Raw genomic sequence first — 19749 nt, forward strand, 5'->3', positions numbered from 1 at the left:
CTGAACCGGCTAGGACCGGCTGTTTATCCAGAGTCTATTCATCATGTTTGCCGCCCGGTGTCAAAAGGCCGAGTTCCTCGAGATCGGAGGCCTGCAGCGGATCCTCGTCCTCGGCCAGTTCATCATCGTCCTGAAGCGGCAACGGGATCTGGAAATCGGAGGGAATGCGACCGGAAAGCAGGCCGGCGCCCTTCAGTTCCTCAAGCCCCGGAAGGTCACGGATCTCCTCCAGGCCGAAATGATCGAGGAAGGATGGCGTCGTGCCCATGGTCACCGGGCGGCCCGGCGTGCGCCGACGCCCGCGAAACCGCACCCAGCCAGCTTCCATCAAAACATCCAGCGTTCCCTTCGAGGTCTGGACGCCACGGATTTCCTCGATTTCGGCGCGGGTCACCGGCTGGTGATAGGCGATGATCGCCAGCACTTCGAGCGCAGCGCGCGACAGCTTGCGCGCCTCGCGCTCGCCGCGATGGATGACGAAGGAGAGATCGGGCGCTGTGCGGAAAGCCCAGAGATTTTCGACCCGCACCAGATTGACGCCGCGATTTTCGTAGAGCACGGCGATGCGCTCCATGGTGGCACCGACATCGACACCATCGGGAATGCGCTCGGCGATATAGGCCTCGCTGACCGGCTCCGACGAGGCGAAAACCAGCGCCTCGGCAATGCGCTCCGCCTCAAGCAGAAGCTCGGGGCTGACCTCCACGCCGGCGTCGGTCTCTTCGATAGGTTCGTCAGGCTCGCTCATTCCGCCGCCTCCCCTGCGGGAGGACGTGTTTCGACCGGCTTGCGGCTGCCGCGTCGCATCAGGATCGGCGCAAACGGCTGGTCCTGCTTCAGGTCGAGCGATCCCTCGCGGACAAGCTCCAGCGAGGCGGCAAAGGTGCTGGCGATCGCCGTGCGCATTTCCTCCGGGCGGGAGAGATAGCGCAGCAGGTAGCGATCGAGCGCCGTCCATTCGCCGATCTCGCCGATCATGCTTTGCAGCAGTTCGCGGGCATCGGTCAGCGACCAGACAAGGCGCCGTGCGATGGTAACCTCGCTGACGGCCTGACGCTGGCGCATATTGGCATAGGCATCGAGAAGCTCGTAGAGCGTCGCGGAATAGGCCGAGCCGGTCTCGTCCGGTATGTGCTCCGGCGCGCCGCGCTGGAAGACATCGCGACCGAGACGGTTGCGATTGACGAGGCTCGCGGCGGCATCGCGCATCGCTTCCAGCCGCTTGAGCCGGAAAGCAAGCGTCGCCGCCATATCCTCGCCCGAAGGCTCCTCGTCGTTGCTGCGTTTCGGGATCAGCAGGCGCGACTTCAGATAGGCGAGCCAGGCCGCCATGACGAGATAGTCTGCGGCGAGCTCCAGCCGAATCTGCCGGGCCTGTTCGATGAAGGCGAGATACTGTTCGGCAAGCGCGAGCACCGAAATCCGGGCAAGGTCGACCTTCTGGGTGCGGGCGAGATGCAGCAGCAGGTCGAGCGGCCCTTCGAAGCCGCCGACATCGATGACGAGCACCGCCTCACCGGTCGCGCGAAGCTCGACCAGAGGTGTCTCTGTCTCGGGAAAGAAGGTCTGCTGCATCGCCCTTCCTGCTATGCCATCGCCAGAATGTCGTCGAGCTTTCGGCCGAGTGCGGCAAGGTCCGCATCATCCGGAGCCGGCCGGGCCTCGATGACGTCGTTCGCCCGCGCGAGCGAAGCGCCTGAAAGCGCCGGCGCAACGCCCGCAACCATTTCCATCTCAGCCATAACGCCGTTGCAATGCAGAACGATGTCGAGGCCTGAGCCGAGCACCGCCTTCGCCCTATCGGCGATATCGCCGGACAGCGCATTCATCGAGATATCATCGGACATTACCAGCCCGTCAAAGCCGATTTCGCCGCGGATGATTTCCTCCATGACCTTGCGCGACGCAGAGGCCGGGAAATACGGATCGACCGCGGAGAAGACGCAATGGCAGGTCATCGCCATGCGGATGCCCTGCAATTCGGAAAACGGTCGGAAATCGGTCTGCCGGAGCACTTCGAGCGGCGCATCGACCACCGGAAGATCCTTGTGGGAATCGGCGAAGCCGCGTCCATGCCCCGGAATATGCTTGACGACCGGCTGCACACCGCCCGCCACAAGGCCATCGGCCACGGCCTGGGCCATCGTCGTTACCTGCTGCGGCGTGCTGCCATAGGCGCGCCGCGCGATAAAGCCCGAGCCCGCCTCCGGCGGCATGTCGAGGACCGGTGCACAGTCGATATCGATGCCGAGCGCGAAGAGATCGGCGGCCATCAGACGGCCGGTCGCCCAGGCGGCCTCCCGGGCAACCTCGGGCCTTTCGGCAAAGAGAGCTCCGATGACATCGGCGGCTGGATAGTCGCGCACCAGCGGCGGCCTCAGCCGGCGCACCGTGCCGCCCTCCTGATCGATCAGCACCGGTGCCTGCCAGCCCACCGCCGAGCGCGCGTCCTCGACCAGCGCCCGCACCTGTTCGAGGCTTTCGACATTGCGGCCGAAAAGAATGAAGCCCCAGGGTTGGGCGGCGCCGAAGAAGGCTTTCTCGGCCGGCGTTAGCACGGGGCCGCTGAGGCCGAGAATCATGGCTTTGCGTGTGTCTGTCATCGGCGAATCATAGCAAGCCGTCTGAAAAGCCCGAGTGGCAACCGCATCAATGCACAGCTTTCTTGGGCCTTAGCGGGTTGAAACGGGCCTCAGCGCGGCACGAAGCAGCTTCCGCCCTCTGCCTTGTAGGCTTCGCAAAGCGAGATGGCCTCCGAAAGGCTGTTGGCGCCGATGCGCACCCGGTAATAGGTGCCCTTGCCCGCGATCGTCGCCGGCACGAATTCCGCCGGGCGCCGCCCGAGCAGCGAGGGATGCTGCGCGGCGAGCCGCTGATAGGCCTGCCGTGCCTCCTGCTCGGAGGGCAGAGAGGCAATCTGCATAGCATAGGCAAGCGAAGGCTGGGCGGTCGAGGTCGGCGCGGTGGCCGCCGGTGCTGCAGCCGCCGGCGCGGCACTTGCCGTTTGCGTCGGGGCGGATGCCGTTGCGGCGGCACTTCCCGCGGGGCGGGGCGGACGCCGTGTCGGGACCGGCGGGTTGGGTATGCCCAGATCACCGACAGGAGCGGCCTGCTCTTCGGCTGTTGCCACATCGGTTTCGGCCGCATCGCCAGGTACTGGCGTTTCCGCATCCGTGGCTGGCGCGACCAGCGAAGGCTCTTGCGCGCCGTCATCATCGATGGCAGGCGGCTCGACCGTGGTCGAGGCGGCTCCGGTATTGTCGCTGCTGCCGGGTACGACCAGGCGTCCGTTACCGTCCGGTAGAGCCGTGACAGTCTCGATGCCGCGCGCGCCACCGGTGGAGGTGGTGTCTCCGGCCGGCGTGGAGGTGCCGTCGGCGCTGCGCTCGACAAGCGTTCCATCGGGACGGACGATGATGGTCCTGACACGCCGCGGCTCGACGCCGCCGGTGTCGGTGCTGGCGTCGGCGGGCGCATTGCCGTTTGCCGCACTATCGGCAATCGGATTGGGTGCAACGGCGTCGACGTCGGTCGGCTGCTCGTCGGAAGCGATCAGCGTGTCCTGGCGCGGCTCACCGCCAAGCGTGCTCGTCACGTTGTTGAAGACGGCGTTGTCCTGATTGGGCACCACCTCGCCGCCGGGATCTTCCGGCGCTTCCTTGACGCTCGAATTATCGGCGGTGATCACCAGCGGCTCGTCGAGCCCCTCCTCGCGGAAATAGCGCATGCCGGCAAACACCAGCAGGACGACCACGACAAGGCCGATCAGGCTGGCAAGCAACACCCGCCCGTAGCCCATGAAGGTGACGGTCGCAGCGCCCGGACGGCGCTCGTCGTCATATTCCTGGTCCTCTACGGTGTAGACCGGCTGAGCCTCGCTCTGCTGCAGGTCATACTGGAAATCATCATCGAGCACCGTCTCGATATTGTTGCCATAGCCGGCCGAGCCAGCGGCAGCGAAGGCGACGCCCTGCTCTTCGAGCGGCGGCTCTTCGGGCGCAGCGCTTTGGTGAAGCGGATCGACGGCATGGCCCGCCATCACATCGGCCAGCTCTTCGTCGAGATCGAATTCATAGGGTTCAGGACCAGCGGCAACCGGCGGCTCATCCTCCGCCATGCGCGGCAGGTCGAGCTCATCCACCGGCTTCGGCGGTTCCTCGGTGGAAATCAGTGCCGCGGGGTCGAAGACATCGTCCTGCGGCTCCTCGTCAGAGGCCACGGTTTCCAGCGGACCGACATTGTCCTCGGGCGGCAGCTCGATATCGGAAAGCTCAAGCTCGAGTTCCTCCAGATCGAGCGCCAGATCGTCTTCCACGGCATGCTGCGCCGTCTCCTGCGGCGGCACGGGCTCATCGGAAGCCACTGGCTCGGGCTCCTCGTCGACAGGCTCGAACACGAACCCGCCCTCGAAGGGATCATCCTCGACGGGCGCCGGCTCGTCTTCCGACAAGAAGGCCTGGTCTTCGCGGTAAAACCGATAATCCGGCACGACGGCGGGCTCAGGCTGGGGCGCGCGCTCCGCGGTGCCTCGCGCCGTCGTTTCCTCCGGCTCGTCGAAATCGAGTGCGGCGAAGGAGCGCTCCAGCTCATCGGCAAGCGCCTCGGGCACATCCGGAACGGCTGGCTCCTCGTCTGCAGGGAAATACGCGTCTTCGGGCTCCTGCGGCGGATAAGTGACCGGCTCGAAGGAGACGAACTCGTAATAGGGCCTTGCTGGTTCCGGTTCCGGCGTCGGCTCGGGGCCGACCTCCGGAAGCTCGAAGCCGCGCAGAAGCTCGTCGGTCAGGTCGTCGGAAACCTCCGGCTCGACAGGCGACCGCCGATCATCGCGCGGGCGCGAGCCGCCCTCGGGCGCGATCAGCCTTGCGAGCTCCGCAAAGGGATCGTCGTGATCGATGTCTCCGGGCTTTCCGAAAGCGGGACCCGGTTTCCTGTTGTCTGCCATATATCACCACCGATGCTGCCGGATGCTGCCGATGGCAACATCCGGGAAAAGCGTTGGGGGTCTTTAGCGCATTTCGAGCGGCGCTTCGGTTCCCATGAGCGTGAGACCGGACCGCAGAACCGCCGCCGTCGCATGGACCAGCCCCAACTTTGCTAGCGTCGATTGTCGATCTTCATCGTTAATAAATCGTAATTCCTGTTTTTCCTTACCCCGGTTCCAGTGCGAATGAAAGTGCGAGGCGAGGTCATTCAGGTAGAATGCAAGTCTATGTGGCTCGCGCGTAAGTGCCGCTTGATTGATGACACGCGGATATTCGGCAAGCTTTGCGATCATGCGCAGTTCTTCAGGCTCAACGATCCGGCCGGAAACAGCATCGGCAAGCGTGTTACTGTCGACCTCAAGCCCCGGGAAAGTCTCCGCCGCCTGACGCATCACGGACATGCAGCGCGCATGGGCATACTGTACATAAAAGACCGGGTTGTCCTTCGACTGTTCGGTGACCTTGGCGAAGTCGAAATCGAGCGGCTCACTGCTCTTGCGATAGAGCATCATGAAGCGAACCGCGTCGCGGCCGACCTCATCGACCACTTCGCGCAGCGTCACGAAATTGCCGGAGCGCTTCGACATCTTCAATTCCTGGCCGTTGCGCAGCAGTTTCACCAGCTGGCAGAGCAGCACGGTGAGCTTGGCGCTGTCGCCGGAAACGGCCTTCGCCAGCGCTTCCAGGCGCTTAACATAGCCGCCATGGTCGGCGCCGAGGATGTAGACCATCTCGTCGAAACCGCGGTCGAACTTGTCCTTGAAATAGGCAACGTCGGCGGCAAAGTAGGTGTAGCTTCCGTCCGACTTGATCAGCGGCCGGTCGATGTCGTCGCCAACCTCGGTCGAGCGGAACAGGGTCTGCTCGCGATCTTCCCAGTCCTCGGGAAGCTGACCCTTCGGTGGCGGCAGCGTGCCCTTGTAGACATGGCCCTTGAAAGTCAGGTCGTTGATCGCGGCGCGGATCCGGCTCGCGTCGTCGGCATGCAGCGTCCGCTCGGAGAAGAACACGTCATGCTTGACATTGAGGGCGGCGAGATCCTCGCGGATCATCACCATCATCGCGTCGATGGCCCGGTCCTTGACGATCGGCATCCACTCGTCTTCCGGAAGATTGTGCAGCGACGGACCGAATTCGGCCTTCAGCGCCTCGCCGACCGGGACGAGATAGTCGCCGGGATAGAGCCCTTCCGGGATTTCGCCAATTGTCTCGCCAAGCGCCTCGCGGTAGCGCAGGAAGCAGGAGCGCGCCAGAACGTCGATCTGGGCGCCTGCATCGTTGATGTAATATTCCTTGGTGACGTCGAAGCCGGCATAGGCAAGCACGTTCGCCAGCGTGTCGCCGACGACGGCGCCACGGCAATGGCCGACATGCATCGGGCCGGTCGGATTGGCCGAGACGTATTCGACGTTGATAGACAGCCCCTCGCCCGCCGTGCTGCGTCCGAAGTCCTCGCCCTCGGTGATCGCCGCAACCAGGACACGCTGCCAGCAGGCCGCCGACAGGCGGATATTGATGAAGCCGGCGCCGGCAATCGACAGCTCCTCGAAGTCCGGATCGGATTCGAGCGCGGCGACAATCTCGCCCGCCAGGTCGCGCGGCTTCATGCCGAGCGGCTTCGACAGCACCAGCGCCGCGTTGATCGCGATGTCACCATGGCTCGGATCGCGCGGGGGCTCGACGACGATACGCTTGAAATCGAGGGTATCGCGCTTCTCGGCAATCGCCGGGACCGTCAGCAGCCGCTCGTTCAATCTTTGTTCAAAGTCGGTAAAAAGGTTCATGTCACATCCATCAGCCGCCCTGAGGACGGCGAAAAGCACTGGTTGCCGGGGCTCCTAGCGTAATTCGGGGGTATGGTCAAACAGCCGGCGGTGAGTGTTGTAGGCATAAGTATCGGTCATGCCGGCCAGATAGTCGGCGACATTGCGGGCAAGCTGCGCCGGCGTCAGTTCGGCAATGCTGTCCGTCCAGGGCTGGTCACCGACAAGCGTCGGGTCTGCAATATAGGCATCGAACAGGTCGGTGACGATCTGCGCCGCTCCCTTGCGGATTTCCATGATATCGGGATGGCGATAGATATGGGTGAACAGCAGCTTCTTGATCTGCCGGTCGATCTCCGACATTTCCGGCGAGAAGCTCGCAAAGGTCCGCCCGGCGTGCCGGACCTCGTCCGCGCTTGCCGGCTTCAGCGCCTTAAGGTTCGCCTGCGAGACGGCGATGACATCCTCGACCATGGCGGTGATCTGACGGCGCATGATCTCGTTGGTGAAGCGGCTGGCCTCGAGCCCCGGATAGCGATTGCCGACCTCCGTCATCAGGGCGTGCAGGAACGGCACCTCCTCCAGCATCTCGAAGGTGAGATAGCCCGAACGCAGCCCGTCATCGATATCGTGGGTGTTGTAGGCGATGTCATCGGCAATCGCGGCCACCTGCGCCTCAAGGCTCGCATGCGTCTGGAGCCAGAGGTCATGACGCTCCGAATAATCGAGAATCGGCTGGGGGATCGGTCCATCGAGCCCCGCGCCCGTGGCGTCGGCCAGCGGACCATTGTGCTTCACCAGCCCTTCGAGCGCTTCCCAGGTGAGGTTGATGCCATCGAATTCGGCATAGCGGCGCTCAAGCTTGGTGACGATGCGCAGCGACTGCGCATTGTGATCGAAGCCGCCAAAGGCCGCCATCTTCTCGTGCAGCGCATCCTCGCCGGTATGGCCGAAGGGCGTGTGGCCAAAATCATGAACGAGGGCGACACCTTCGGCGAGATCTTCATCGAGGCGCAGCGCCCGGGCGAGCGACCGCGCCACCTGCGCCACCTCGATCGTGTGGGTCAGCCGGGTGCGATAATGATCGCCGTCCTGGGCGATGAACACCTGGGTCTTGTGCTTCAGCCGACGAAAGGCGGTGGTGTGGATGATGCGGTCGCGGTCGCGCTGGAAGGTCGAGCGGGTCAGGCTGTCGCCCTCGGGATAAAGCCGGCCCCGGCTTTCCCACGGGTCGCAGGCATAGGCCGCGCGCGCCACATCGCCGAAACCCAGCGCATTCTTGTCGATGGTCATTTCATGTCCTGTTGCCGAGGGAGAAGACGCAGAGAGGGCCTCTGGGCCGACATGCAAATCTTGCCCGTTGACGGTTGCATGCGCCGTTCTTAACTAAGTTTCAAAACCATTGAAAGACATGGCCGGCAATGCCATGTTCTGGATGAAGGCCCGCTGCCCGGTCGGTGGCAGGAGCCACGGAGAAAATCATGGATACGCAGACAGTAACGCTTTCCGATAGTGCCGCGCGGCGGATCGCCAGCATCATTGGCAGCGAAAATGGCAAGCAGGCCCTGAGGGTTTCCGTCGAGGGCGGTGGCTGCTCGGGCTTTTCCTACAAGTTCGATCTGGTCGATGCCCGCGACGACGATGACGTCGTTATCGAAAAGGGCGATGCCGTCGTTGTCATCGACAGCATTTCGCTGGTCTATATGGCCGGCGCCGAAATCGACTTTGTCGACAACCTCTTGGGCCAGTCGTTCCAGATCCAGAACCCCAATGCCGTGGCAAGCTGTGGCTGCGGCACCAGCTTCGCCATCTAGTCTAGGTCCGAGCAGGACCCAAGTTTTGGAAAGGGCCGCGGTTTTCGCCGCGGCCCTTTTTCTTGCAATTTCTATTCTTCAATTGCCTTGCCGGCCCCTTCCGGGATCAGCAGGGAGAGAAGGATGGCCGAAAGGCCGGAAAGCGTGATCGGCGTTGCGAACACCTTCTGAATGATGTCAGGCATCTGCTGCATGGACTGCGGCACCAGCGTGACGCCAAGGCCGAGGCCGAATGACACCGCCATGATATAGACCTTGCGGTGGTCAATGGGCTCCGATGCCAGGATGCGGATACCTGCGACGGCTATCGAGCCGAACAGCACAACCGTGGCACCGCCCAGAACCGGCTTCGGCACCAGCAGGAAAGCCCCACCGATGATCGGGAAGAAGCCCAGCACCAGAAGGATGCCGGCGATATAGAGGCCGACATGGCGGCTGGCGACGCCGGTCATCTGGATGACGCCGTTGTTCTGGCTGAAGGTGGTGTTCGGGAAGGTGCAAAACAGTGCGGCAAGGCCGGAGTTGATACCGTCGGCCAGAACACCGCCCTTGATGCGGTTCATATAGACATCGCCCTGTACCGGTTCACCGGAGATCACCGAGTTCGCGGTGAGATCACCTGTCGTTTCGATGGCGGTGATGAGGTAGACGAACGCAATCGGGATGAACAGGCCGAGGTCGAAATCAAGACCGAATTTCAATGGCATGGGCACCGCGAAAATGGGCTGGGTACCGAGCTGGCTGAAGTTCACCATGCCGAAGAAGATCGAGACGATGAAGCCGACCAGCAGACCGAGCATGATGGCGGCGATACGCACCATCGGGTGCTTGCTGAACGAAAACAGGATGATGACCGCAACCACGAGGAGGCCGAGGAAGATATTGACGGGAGCACCGAGATTTTCACCAGCGGCCGCGCCGCCGGCAAAATCGGTAAAGCCCGATTTCACCAGGCTCAGCCCGATGACGGTGATGACGATGCCGGTAACCGTCGGTGTCACCACGCGGCCCATGCGGGTGATGAACTGGCTGAGCACGATCTCGACGATGCAGCCGACAAGGCAAAGGCCGAAGATCATGGCCAGGATATCTTCCGGCGTGCCGCCCCTGCCCTTCACCGCGAAACCCGCGGCCAGGATGACACCCAGAAATGCGAAGCTGGTGCCCTGCACGCTGAGCAGACCGGAGCCGACCGGCCCGATGCGCTTGCACTGAATGAAGGTTGCCACGCCCGATACGAACATCGACATGGCCAGCAGATAAGGCATGTGTTCGCCAAGTCCGAGCGCGCCGCCGATGATCAGCGTCGGCGTCACGATGCCGATGATGCTGGCCAGAATATGCTGGAAGGCTGCCAGAAAGGACGCTGCCGGCGAAGGCACGTCGTTGAGCTTGTAGATGATGTGATGGTGTTCCGTCATGAAACCTATTTCCCCCGCGGTCTCGGCCGCTTGATCGACACTTTCGATACAGGGTCTGCCAAGCAACATCCGTGCCATAAAAGCGTCACAATAAAGCATGCGTTGCATTTTGCGGGCAACGGCGCGAAATCAACGGCGTCCGCCCCCTTGGCGCGGCTCCAGGCCAGGAACCGCATCCCTCTGAAAGTGCAGATTGAATGCAAGGTAAACGCGAATTGCATAAAATGCGGGCAAATTCGCGCGAGTGACGGTCATCACACCCTCCACGCCAGAGGATCAGGCGAACCGCCACGGGCCCTCCGCAGCGGCAGATCGACGGCCGGTCCACAGACATATCACGGCCAAGGGCTATCGCTCCCCGCCTTCATCCGGCATGATCGCGCTGATTTGATACGGCAGCCCGCGGCTTCGCCCTGAGCCATGCCGGAGGCGCCCCTGCGGCAATCGCCGCACCAGCTACGAGCCCGGATTTTGACCATGAAAATAGCCACCTGGAACATCAACGGCATCAAGGCCAGGCAGGAAAATCTCGCCCAGTGGCTGGAGACTGAAAAACCCGATATCGTCTGTCTGCAGGAGATAAAGTCGGTCGATGAGGGCTTTCCCAGCGCAACATTCGAAGCGCTCGGCTACCATGTCGAAACTCACGGCCAGAAGGGTTTCAACGGCGTCGCGCTGCTTTCGCGGCGCCCGCCCGAAGACGTTTCCCGCGGCCTTCCGGGCGATGACGAGGACGCGCAGTCACGCTACATCGAAGGCGTCTTCAGCGTTGCCGGCGGCGTCATTCGCGTTGCCTCCATCTATCTGCCGAACGGCAACCCGGTCGATAGCGACAAGTATCCCTACAAGCTCGGCTGGATGGCACGACTGAGAGAGCATGCGCGCACATTGCTGGCGCTCGAGGAGCCGCTGGTGCTCGCCGGCGACTATAATGTCATTCCGCGCCCGCAGGACTGCCACGACCCCGCTGTCTGGGCCGGTGACGCGCTGTTCCTGCCGCAGACCAGGGAAGCCTTTTCCGCCCTCATCGGCCTCGGCCTGACGGACGCGGTGATGGCCGGCAGCGATGACGGCGGCCAGTACACGTTCTGGGACTATCAGGCCGGCGCCTGGCAGAAGAACAACGGCATCCGCATCGATCACCTGCTGCTTTCCGCCGAAGCGACCGACCGGTTGACCGCAACGGCAATCGGCAAGGATGTGCGAAGCTGGGAAAAGCCGTCCGACCACGTTCCGGTCGTCGGCACCTTCGAATTCGATTGGGTTTAGGGCGTATCAGCGCGGGCTTCTGACAGCGCGCAGGCATGTCGGCGCTGTCAGGGCGACGGCGGTGTGCTCATGTTCTGGGCCAGTGCGACGGCACCCCGCCGATCTGTCTCATCGACCACGGAGAATGACTTCTCCTGCAGATCGCGGATCCAGGCGCAATCGCTCGGTGGGCAATGATCGGCCGCCATCGTCAGATAGGCCAGGCCGAGAACCGCCTGCCCCTCATTGAAGATGAGATCTCCGAAAACCGCCATGGCGCCGACATTGCCGTTCTTGCGCGAAAGATTGAGCCATTTCTTGGCAAGGCGGACATTCTTGGCGCCCCCCTCACCGTTCAGGATCATTTCGGCCAGATGAAACTGCGCATCGGGATTGCCAAATACGGAGGCAGCCTGGAAGTAGAGCTGCCGAGCCTGCGCCAGGTCCTGGTTGACGGCAGAGCCCGGAATACCGGTATAGTAGTAGCGTGCCAGCGCCAGAAGAGCGTTGACGTAAAACCCAGTATCGGGCGAGCCGGGCTCCACATCCTGGTTAACGATTTCGGCGTAATACTTGAAAGCCTCGTAGTCATTCTCGGGCACGCCGTCGCCGGAGTCATACATGTTGGCCAGCGCCCAGCGCGAGCCGGTATGCCCCTTCTCGGCGGCATAGCGATAGGCCTCGACGGCCTTTTCCTTGTCGCCGTTCTTGTAGGCCTTGAAGGCGAAGCGGAACAGATCGAACCGACCGGAATCCTTCGGCACGTCGGAAGAGATATCGAAAGCCATTGCCGACCGAAGCGCCGGTGCGCTGACCAGCATGCCGGCCACGGCAACGCAAAACCCGATCTGTCTGAGACTGTGCATCATCATCAAACGCATCTTCTACCGAAGCTTCGGCCCAGAGCCGCCCTTGCCATCCGCAAGGCCTCGCGCCGCTGCCGCATGACCCTTTACTATCCGCCCTTTTCGCCGGCGGCTTGAGGCCCACAGATGCTCCGCGTTTGTGGCGGGAAATGGACGGACCTGCAGAGAATGGTTCTACGGGATTTTCAAGCCAATTACTGTGACGCAAGCGACACACTTTGTGAAATAGACCGAACGGCTAACAAAACGTAACCGGAGCCGCAAAGGCACAGGGCACGAAAAAAGCCGCATAGCCGCAGCCAAATCGCTGAAAGCCGCTGCAGGCGAGTTGCGCCGCTTGGAAAGCCGTAATACACAGAACCGCGCCCCGCGGACGTGGCGAAACTGGTAGACGCAAGGGACTTAAAATCCCTCGACCTTCTGGTCATGCGGGTTCGATCCCCGCCGTCCGCACCACCCTGGCACCGCCCTCCGACACCACGACAACATATCGACGACCGCCACGGGCCGGTCTCCGTCATATCGGCAACCCAACCAACAAAAAAAGCCCGGTCGGAGACCGGGCTTTCTCGATTACGTCAACTTCAGATTAGAAGTCGCGCTGCAGACGGAACCAGCCGTTGAACAGGTCCTGGTCGTCAGCGTCGTCAGCCTTGTAGTACTGAAGGTTCAGCTTGGCAGCCAGACCGTCGACGATCTCGTATTCGAACAGAGCGCCGCCCTGCCAGTACGAGTCGGCCTCGATACCAGCAGCCGTGTCGTCGAGATGGGTGTACTGGAAGGCCGGGGTTACCTTGAACTTGTCCGAAACATTCAGACCATAACCAACAGCAACAGCCCAATCCGAGTAGGCGCCGGGACCGAAGTAATCGTCGGCCTTGTTGGCGTATGCGTTCCAGCCGCTGGCCCACTGAGCACCGAAGTTAAGTTCACCCGGGCCGAGAGCAAAGCCAGCCATCAGACGGAGCGAACCTTCTTCGTTGTAGGTGTCGTAACCGCCATCGAGCTTCATGTCGACGCCACCGGCAGCAAAGCCGATGCGGCTCGAGAAGCCAACGTGGTTGGAAGCCGGCGTGTAGTCATACGAAATCATCGACGGGCTCAGAGCGTCAACCGAGAGACCAGCGATGAAGCCGTCGGCAACGATGCCGTAACGCATCGAGTTGAACTTGGTTTCGCCCGACAGATCGTCGATTTCGCCAACGAGGCCATCATCCCAGTAGCTGGTGAAGTAACCAGCCTGGAAGCCACCAAGACCAAGGTAGGTCTGGTCGAGCTTGACGCCGCTACCGTTGAAGTAGGTGTTGCTCGAATACTCAGCGTTAATCTTGATAACGCCGGTCAGCGTGCCGAGCTCGGTGTCGGTCTTGGACGTGATGTCCAGGTGACCACGGGTCCAGCTACCCCAGTCGCCATCGCTCAGACGAGCAGCATCGCCCGTTTCAAAGTCGACCTGGAAACGGATATAACCGCCGAAGTCGAGGCAGGTTTCAGTACCCGGAATGTAGAAGAAACCGGCGCCGAAAGCGTCGCAGACTTCTACGTAGTTAGCAGCTACAGGCTCGATGACCACTACCGGGTCGGCCGCCTGAGCGCCCGAAGCTGCAGCAAAGGCGGCAGCGGAGCCGAGGAGAAGGCTCTTAACGTTCATAATGACCTCCAAATAAGGTTTAAAGCGGGTCTGGGATTTTCGCCGAGGCGTTCCCTGCCCCATCCCCTGGTTAGAAGAAGATTGGGCCGTCTCGCCCTCGCTTCCGAAGATGAACATACAAGAGCGGCTGCTGATCGCAATCGCGAAACGTCCTGTTTCTGCCCTCGACCCCTTCCTTACCCGCTTGCTGTTGCGGATTGGCAACAAGTTCGTGCCCTGCCGCCACAAATCTTTACAAAAGGTAAAGAAAAACAAGCCTTCACATGCTTCCGGCGAGCGGCCGGCAGTCCCCTTCTCCGCCCGACAAGCGAATCTCCCGCCCGCACACCTGCGGCGGGCGCAGCAGATACGCCGCCCTTAAACCGGCCCTTCGCTCAGACCAGCTCGACGTCGATGACGCCCGAGACCGCCCGCATGGCCGACGCCACTTCCGGAGAGAGGCGATAGGTTCCGGGCAGTTCCACTTCGACTTCGCGCAAGCCATCGTTCTGGATGACGACAAAGGAGACGAGCCCGTCGCCATTGTCATTGAGATGGCGGGCGAGCGAGGCGAGCGGCGATTCGTTGCGCAGGAAGATTCGCATCGCCTTCTGCTGGCGCACGGCTTCCTCCTCAAGCGACTGCACCGTCTGGATGCGCATGCCTATACCCTCGGGCCGCATTTCCGCGGATACGGTGATGACAACCGACGTGCCGGGCTCCAGGAGATCGCGATACTGATAGAGCGATTCGGAAAACAGCACCGCCTCGAACTGTCCGGTCGAATCGGAAAAGGCGATGATGCCCATCTTGTTGCCGGTTCTGGTCTTGCGCTCCTGCTTGCCAACCACCGTGCCAGCAAGACGGCCGCGATCGGAGCCGTTCTTCACCGAGAGCGAGAAATCCGCAAAGCTCTGCACCCGCATCTTCGACAGAAGGTCCGCATAGGCATCGAGCGGATGCGCCGTCTGGTAATAGCCGAGCATCTGATACTCACGCATCAGCCGTTCCGAATCGGGCAGCGGCGTATAGTCGGGCAGAACGATGGCCGAGACACCGCCGCTGCTGCCGAAGATATCGCCCTGACCGCTGACGAGATCATCCTGCGTGCGCTGGGCAAAGCCGATGATCCGATCGAGGCCGGCGAGCAGGGCCGCGCGGTCCTTGCCGAAGCAATCGAAGGCGCCGGCGCAGATCAGGCTTTCAAGGACCCGCCGGTTCACCTGTTTCGGGTCGATGCGCTGGCAGAAATCCTCGAGACTATCGAAAGGCCGGTCGCCACGGGCGGCGACGATGTGATCGACCGCGGCCTCACCGACACCCTTGATTGCGGCGAGCGCATAATAGATGCGAGCCTCGCCCGGCTCGAAATGACGATAGCTGGTCTGCACCGAAGGCGCGACGACCTCGATGCCGAGGCGCTTGGCATCATGACGGAAGTCGTTGAGCTTTTCGGTATTGGCCATGTCGAGCGTCATCGACGCGGCCAGGAACTCGACCGGGTAATGCGCCTTCAGATAGGCCGTATGATAAGAGACGATGGCGTAAGCCGCAGCGTGCGACTTGTTGAAACCGTAATTGGCGAATTTCGCAAGCAGGTCGAAGATCTCGTCCGCCCGCCCCTTCTTCACTCCCCGCTCGACAGCGCCTTCGACGAAGCGGACACGCTGCTTGTCCATCTGCTCCTTGATCTTCTTGCCCATGGCGCGGCGCAGAAGGTCGGCTTCGCCGAGCGAATAGCCGGCCAGCACCTGGGCGACCTGCATCACCTGCTCCTGATAGATGATCACGCCCTGGGTCTCGGCCAGGAGATGGTCAATCACAGGATGGATCGACTCGATCTCCTCCTCGCCATGCTTGCGCGCATTATAGACCGGAATATTCTCCATCGGACCCGGACGATAAAGCGCCACCAGCGCGATGAGATCCTCGATACGGTCGGGTGCCATGCCGATGAGTGCCTTGCGCATACCGGCACTTTCCACCTGGAACACCCCGACCGTCTCGCCGCGGGCCAGCATCTCGTAGGTCGGCGGATCGCCGAGCGGCACGGTCGAAAGGTCGACGGAAATACCGCGCCGGGCAATGAAATCGACCGCCGTCTTCAGCACCGTCAACGTCTTCAGGCCAAGGAAGTCGAACTTCACCAGCCCCGCCTGCTCGACCCACTTCATGTTGAACTGAGTCACCGGCATGTCCGAGCGCGGGTCCCGATACATCGGCACGAGCTTGGACAGCGGCCGGTCACCAATGACGATCCCGGCGGCATGGGTCGAGGCATGGCGGTAGAGCCCCTCGATCTTCTGCGCGATCGTCAGCAGCCGGCCGACAATCGGCTCTTCCTCGGCGGCTTCCTGGAATTTCGGCTCGTCCTCGATGGCCTTGGCAAGGGTCACCGGGTTTGCCGGATTGTTCGGCACCAACTTACAGATGCGATCGACCTGGCCGTAAGGCATCTCCAGCACGCGGCCGACATCGCGCAGCGCCGCGCGTGCCTGCAGCGACCCGAAGGTGATGATCTGCGCGACCTGGGCGCGACCATATTTCTGCTGGACGTAGTGGATGACCTCTTCACGCCGATCCTGACAGAAGTCGATGTCGAAGTCGGGCATCGACACGCGTTCGGGGTTAAGGAAGCGTTCGAACAGCAGTGAAAACCGCAGCGGATCGACGTCGGTAATCGTGAGCGCATAGGCGACCAGCGAACCCGCACCGGAGCCGCGGCCGGGCCCGACCGGGATATCGTGTTCCTTCGCCCATTTGATGAAGTCCGAAACGATCAGAAAGTAGCCCGGGAATTTCATGCCTTCGATGATGCCGAGTTCATAGTCGAGGCGGGTGAAATAGTCCTCCCGGCTGTGCCCCTCGCTCAGACCGACATGAGCGAGCCGTTTCTCGAGCCCTTCCAGCGCCTGCCGGCGCAACTCGTTCGCCTCCGCCTTTTCCGCGGCTTCCGGATCTTCGGCGCCGCCGGTGAACCGTGGCAGAATCGGGTCGCGGGTGTTGAGGATGAAGCTGCAGCGCCGGGCAATCTCGATCGTGTTCTCGCAGGCTTCGGGAAGGTCGGAAAAGAGTGCGGCCATCTCTGCCTGGGGCTTCAGGTAATGATCCGGCGTAAGACGAAACCGGCGGTCATCCGACACGATCGCATTGTGGGCAACCGCCATCAGCGCATCATGCGCCTCGAAATCCTCGCGCGCGGGAAAGAAGGGTTCATTGGTGGCAACGAGCGGCAGATCGAGATCATAGGCGAGCTTCAGAACGCGGCGCTCCTGCTGCACGTCGTATTCACCGTGGCGCTGAACCTCGACATAGAGCCGATCGCCGAAAAGCGCCTTCAGCCGCGATAGCCGATCAATCGCCTTCTCTTCGAAACCGAGGGCTAGCGGCTGATCTATAGGGCCGCCCGGCCCGCCGCTGAGCGCGATCAGCCCTTCGGTCCGTCCCTCAAGCCAGCTGCTCTTGATATGAACGCTGTCATTTCCATTGCCGCCGAGATAGGCCTCACCGACAAGATCGAGAAGATTGGCATAGCCCTCTGGATTGGAAACAAGCAGCACGATCGACGGCAGCTTGACCGGAAGATGCGAGCCGCCGCGGCGTTCACCGTCGCTGCCATCCTCCATGTCGATGGAGAGCTGGCAGCCGATGATTGGCTGCAATCCCTCGCCGACCGCCTTCTGCGCGAACTCCAGGGCACCGAAGAGATTGTTGGTATCGGTCACCGCGATAGCGGGCTGGCAATCGGCGACAGCCCGCTTCAGCACAGTCTTCAGCGGCAGCGCTCCTTCGAGGAGCGAATAGGCGGAATGCACGCGAAGATGAACGAAACTGACCGCCCGTGCGTCCGCGTCCGCAGTTTCATCCCGTCGTGCATCCATACCGGCCATATTCAGCTCCATCACCAAAGTCCGGCCGCCACTATAAAGACAAAGCCCCGCCGTGGCACTTCGTGCGCCGGCTCAGCGCCGACAATGCACAGAAAGCTTTTCCCGGATGGCGGGGCATGGCGGCGCGTCTCAGAAGGCACCGATGATCAGCGCCATGCTGGCGACGAAGATGCTGATGGAAAAGAATGCAGCAATGTCTCTCATGATGTCGGTCATTTCCAAGCTCCTGTTCCTTATCTGTTTTTATACTGTTCCGTTTTTGTTCTAATTACAATCATTTTTATCCGCGGCCTTTTTCGCCTGAGCGAATCAGATTTGGATTCAACCACTTGGAGATGCAAAAAAATGACTGGCCATGCGTTCCGGTGGTCGCGGCTCCTGTTTGCACGCACCCGGCCGGGCGCAAAAGCGGTGTCACGGCAGCATCGCCTCCGCCAGGCTTCACTTGTCGTCCGCAACACCCTACATCTTGCACGACCCTAACGAACGATGGACGGACAGCGTGGCAGACGAGCAAGCAGAAGCGGAACACGGGCGCAGGCTTTCGGATATTCTCGCCGAGCTCAGGCCGGATGAAAGCGGACGCGTCAGCCTTCGCCAGCTTGACGAGGCGCTTGCCGACAGGTCGTTCGGCGCATTCCTGGTTGTCTTTGCCATACCGAACCTGGTGCCGCTACCGCCGGGCGCGACCCTCGTCCTTGGTATTCCGCTCATCCTCATCGCCTGGCAGATGATGGCCTCACGCCACAATGCAATCTGGCTGCCGGAGCGGATTGCGCGCGTTTCGATCGATGGCAAACGCTGCGCGGATGCGCTGGACAAGATCCTGCCCTGGCTCAGATGGATCGAGGGCGGGATCCGCCCGCGTGCATGGTTTTTGAAGACACGGCGCTCCGAGCGCCTTCTCGGTGCCTATGCGCTGATCCTCGCCATCGTCGTGTTCTGTCCCATCCCCTTCGGCAACTGGTTGCCGGCGCTGGCACTCGGCATTATCGGCCTTTCGGTCACCGAGCGCGATGGTTATGGCATCATCGTCGGCTCGATCGTCGGCGTGGTCGCGATCCTGCTTGCCGGTCTCGTCGTGCTCGCCGCAGGCGCTCTGCTCGCCCTCATCTTCTGAAGTGCGAGCGAAAGCCTCAAAATCATTAGTCTCGAGTGCGGTCAGGCCGCGCGGCTCTGCGCCTGCACTGAGCGGAAGGCGTGGCGGATCGCATCTGCAACCGCCTCGACGAGTTCGCCACCGCCCGGCCCGCGTCTGAGGCCAATGTCGTAATGGCCGAGCTCCGGCAGGCCGTGCTCGGCGCCAAGCACATCCATGTCGTCGGTCACGTAATAGGCGGCAAGCGGCGCCACGGCGAGATCGGACAGCACGGCAGCCCTTTGCACCATTGTCGTCGCACTCATATAGGCCACGCGGTAGCGCCGGTCCGCCGCAGAGAGGTGCTTCACGGCCTCGGCGCGCCAGGCGCAGGAACTCTCCCACATCGACACCGGCAGCGGCTCCTTCAGATAGGCCGTGCCACCGCGGGCGCCGACCCAGACGAGGCGCTCGCGATGGATCAGCTCGGTCTCTTCGCCGTCGGCCGCCAGATCGCCGGTATTGAGGAGGGTCAGGTCCAGCCGCTGTTCGTTCAGGCGTTTCTTCAGGCCGATGCTGTTGTCGATCGTGACATCGACCATGACGCCGGGAAAGGCCTCGGCGAACCGCTTGAGAATGGTGGGCAGAATCCGCTCGCCGATATCGTCGGTCGCACCAAGGCGAACGACGCCCTGCATGTCCGGCCGGCGAAAGCGCGACATCGCCTCGTTGGAAAGCGCCAGCATGCGCCGCGCGTAGGAAAGCAGGGTCTCCCCCGATTCGGTCAGCCGCACGGAACGGGCATCCCGAACGAAGAGCTGGATACCGAGCTGCTCCTCAAGCCGCTTGATCTGCATCGAAACGGCGGAGGGCGTCCGGAACACGGTCTCGGCCGCCGCCGAAAAGCTGCCGCTCTCGGCGATCGCGACGAAGGTGCGGAGAATGTCATTGTCGAGCACCGGCAGAGGCGTCTGCATCAGGTTGGTCATCGTGCCACCTATCGTTCAATTATTTTGACATGAACCGTCATAACATTTCGTTTGATTGAATGTCA

General features: G+C 62.0%; 14 protein-coding genes and 1 tRNA gene. 4 read left to right on the forward strand and 11 right to left on the reverse strand.

The features are described 5' to 3' along the window. Positions 1-34: 34 nt before the first annotated feature. The 6 genes from scpB to TM49_RS18105 form a co-directional block, all read right to left on the reverse strand. Positions 35-748, reverse strand: a complete 714-nt coding sequence (scpB, locus tag TM49_RS18080; protein ID WP_082074801.1) for an SMC-Scp complex subunit ScpB — start codon at positions 746-748, stop codon at positions 35-37. After that, complete coding sequence (locus TM49_RS18085) at positions 745-1575, reverse strand: segregation and condensation protein A (protein ID WP_045683302.1); 831 nt, start codon at positions 1573-1575, stop codon at positions 745-747. The genes scpB and TM49_RS18085 overlap by 4 nt, the downstream gene beginning before the upstream one ends. Before the next feature lie 11 nt (positions 1576-1586). Further along, entirely contained in the window at positions 1587-2603 is a 1017-nt protein-coding gene (gene nagZ / locus TM49_RS18090; RefSeq protein WP_045683304.1) for a beta-N-acetylhexosaminidase, read from the reverse strand. 89 nt (positions 2604-2692) lie between these two features. After that, positions 2693-4945 (reverse strand): SPOR domain-containing protein, encoded by a 2253-nt coding sequence (locus TM49_RS18095; protein ID WP_045683306.1) that lies wholly within the window; start codon positions 4943-4945, stop codon positions 2693-2695. Positions 4946-5008: 63 nt separating this feature from the next. Continuing rightward, entirely contained in the window at positions 5009-6769 is a 1761-nt protein-coding gene (argS, locus tag TM49_RS18100) for an arginine--tRNA ligase (protein ID WP_045683308.1), read from the reverse strand. A 54-nt stretch (positions 6770-6823) separates the two neighbouring features. Beyond that, complete coding sequence (locus TM49_RS18105; protein WP_045683309.1) at positions 6824-8041, reverse strand: deoxyguanosinetriphosphate triphosphohydrolase; 1218 nt, start codon at positions 8039-8041, stop codon at positions 6824-6826. Between the two features lie 188 nt (positions 8042-8229). On the opposite strand from TM49_RS18105, the gene erpA reads away from it, so the two are divergent. Beyond that, positions 8230-8562: an iron-sulfur cluster insertion protein ErpA gene (gene erpA / locus TM49_RS18110; RefSeq protein ID WP_045683311.1), complete on the forward strand. Its 333-nt coding sequence runs from the start codon at positions 8230-8232 to the stop codon at positions 8560-8562. A 71-nt stretch (positions 8563-8633) separates the two neighbouring features. On the opposite strand, the gene TM49_RS18115 is transcribed toward erpA, so the two are convergent. After that, positions 8634-9983: a uracil-xanthine permease family protein gene (locus tag TM49_RS18115; protein ID WP_045683313.1), complete on the reverse strand. Its 1350-nt coding sequence runs from the start codon at positions 9981-9983 to the stop codon at positions 8634-8636. A gap of 477 nt (positions 9984-10460) precedes the next feature. Here TM49_RS18115 and xth point away from each other — a divergent pair, with 477 nt between their 5' ends. Further along, a complete protein-coding gene (gene xth / locus TM49_RS18120) occupies positions 10461-11252 on the forward strand; it encodes an exodeoxyribonuclease III (RefSeq protein WP_045683314.1) in 792 nt (263 codons plus the stop codon). 47 nt (positions 11253-11299) lie between these two features. Here xth and TM49_RS18125 read toward each other — a convergent pair whose 3' ends face one another. Continuing rightward, positions 11300-12052, reverse strand: a complete 753-nt coding sequence (locus TM49_RS18125) for a tetratricopeptide repeat protein (RefSeq protein ID WP_244464874.1) — start codon at positions 12050-12052, stop codon at positions 11300-11302. Between the two features lie 414 nt (positions 12053-12466). Here TM49_RS18125 and TM49_RS18130 point away from each other — a divergent pair. Continuing rightward, positions 12467-12553, forward strand: a tRNA-Leu gene (locus tag TM49_RS18130). A gap of 133 nt (positions 12554-12686) precedes the next feature. On the opposite strand, the gene TM49_RS18135 is transcribed toward TM49_RS18130, so the two are convergent. Further along, complete coding sequence (locus TM49_RS18135; RefSeq protein ID WP_244464754.1) at positions 12687-14003, reverse strand: porin; 1317 nt, start codon at positions 14001-14003, stop codon at positions 12687-12689. A 119-nt stretch (positions 14004-14122) separates the two neighbouring features. Next, the gene (dnaE, locus tag TM49_RS18140) at positions 14123-17617 is read right to left on the reverse strand and encodes a DNA polymerase III subunit alpha (RefSeq protein WP_045685458.1); all 3495 of its coding nucleotides are present in this window, start codon (positions 17615-17617) and stop codon (positions 14123-14125) included. 502 nt (positions 17618-18119) lie between these two features. Here dnaE and TM49_RS18145 point away from each other — a divergent pair. Further along, positions 18120-18737 (forward strand): exopolysaccharide biosynthesis protein, encoded by a 618-nt coding sequence (locus TM49_RS18145; RefSeq protein WP_045683318.1) that lies wholly within the window; start codon positions 18120-18122, stop codon positions 18735-18737. A gap of 41 nt (positions 18738-18778) precedes the next feature. Here TM49_RS18145 and TM49_RS18150 read toward each other — a convergent pair whose 3' ends face one another. Further along, the gene (locus TM49_RS18150) at positions 18779-19684 is read right to left on the reverse strand and encodes a LysR family transcriptional regulator (RefSeq protein ID WP_045683319.1); all 906 of its coding nucleotides are present in this window, start codon (positions 19682-19684) and stop codon (positions 18779-18781) included. Positions 19685-19749: the final 65 nt, after the last annotated feature.

Source organism: Martelella endophytica, from assembly GCF_000960975.1.
GTDB lineage: Bacteria > Pseudomonadota > Alphaproteobacteria > Rhizobiales > Rhizobiaceae > Martelella > Martelella endophytica.

What these genes read in the sequence shown, in the direction of transcription:
- scpB (WP_082074801.1), bottom strand. Translation starts at nt 748, where the DNA reads ATGAGCGAGCCTGACGAACCTATCGAAGAGACCGACGCCGGCGTGGAG.
- TM49_RS18085 (WP_045683302.1), bottom strand. Translation starts at nt 1,575, where the DNA reads ATGCAGCAGACCTTCTTTCCCGAGACAGAGACACCTCTGGTCGAGCTT.
- nagZ (WP_045683304.1), bottom strand. Translation starts at nt 2,603, where the DNA reads ATGACAGACACACGCAAAGCCATGATTCTCGGCCTCAGCGGCCCCGTG.
- TM49_RS18095 (WP_045683306.1), bottom strand. Translation starts at nt 4,945, where the DNA reads ATGGCAGACAACAGGAAACCGGGTCCCGCTTTCGGAAAGCCCGGAGAC.
- argS (WP_045683308.1), bottom strand. Translation starts at nt 6,769, where the DNA reads ATGAACCTTTTTACCGACTTTGAACAAAGATTGAACGAGCGGCTGCTG.
- TM49_RS18105 (WP_045683309.1), bottom strand. Translation starts at nt 8,041, where the DNA reads ATGACCATCGACAAGAATGCGCTGGGTTTCGGCGATGTGGCGCGCGCG.
- erpA (WP_045683311.1), top strand. Translation starts at nt 8,230, where the DNA reads ATGGATACGCAGACAGTAACGCTTTCCGATAGTGCCGCGCGGCGGATC.
- TM49_RS18115 (WP_045683313.1), bottom strand. Translation starts at nt 9,983, where the DNA reads ATGACGGAACACCATCACATCATCTACAAGCTCAACGACGTGCCTTCG.
- xth (WP_045683314.1), top strand. Translation starts at nt 10,461, where the DNA reads ATGAAAATAGCCACCTGGAACATCAACGGCATCAAGGCCAGGCAGGAA.
- TM49_RS18125 (WP_244464874.1), bottom strand. Translation starts at nt 12,052, where the DNA reads ATGCTGGTCAGCGCACCGGCGCTTCGGTCGGCAATGGCTTTCGATATC.
- dnaE (WP_045685458.1), bottom strand. Translation starts at nt 17,617, where the DNA reads ATGGCCGGTATGGATGCACGACGGGATGAAACTGCGGACGCGGACGCA.
- TM49_RS18150 (WP_045683319.1), bottom strand. Translation starts at nt 19,684, where the DNA reads ATGACCAACCTGATGCAGACGCCTCTGCCGGTGCTCGACAATGACATT.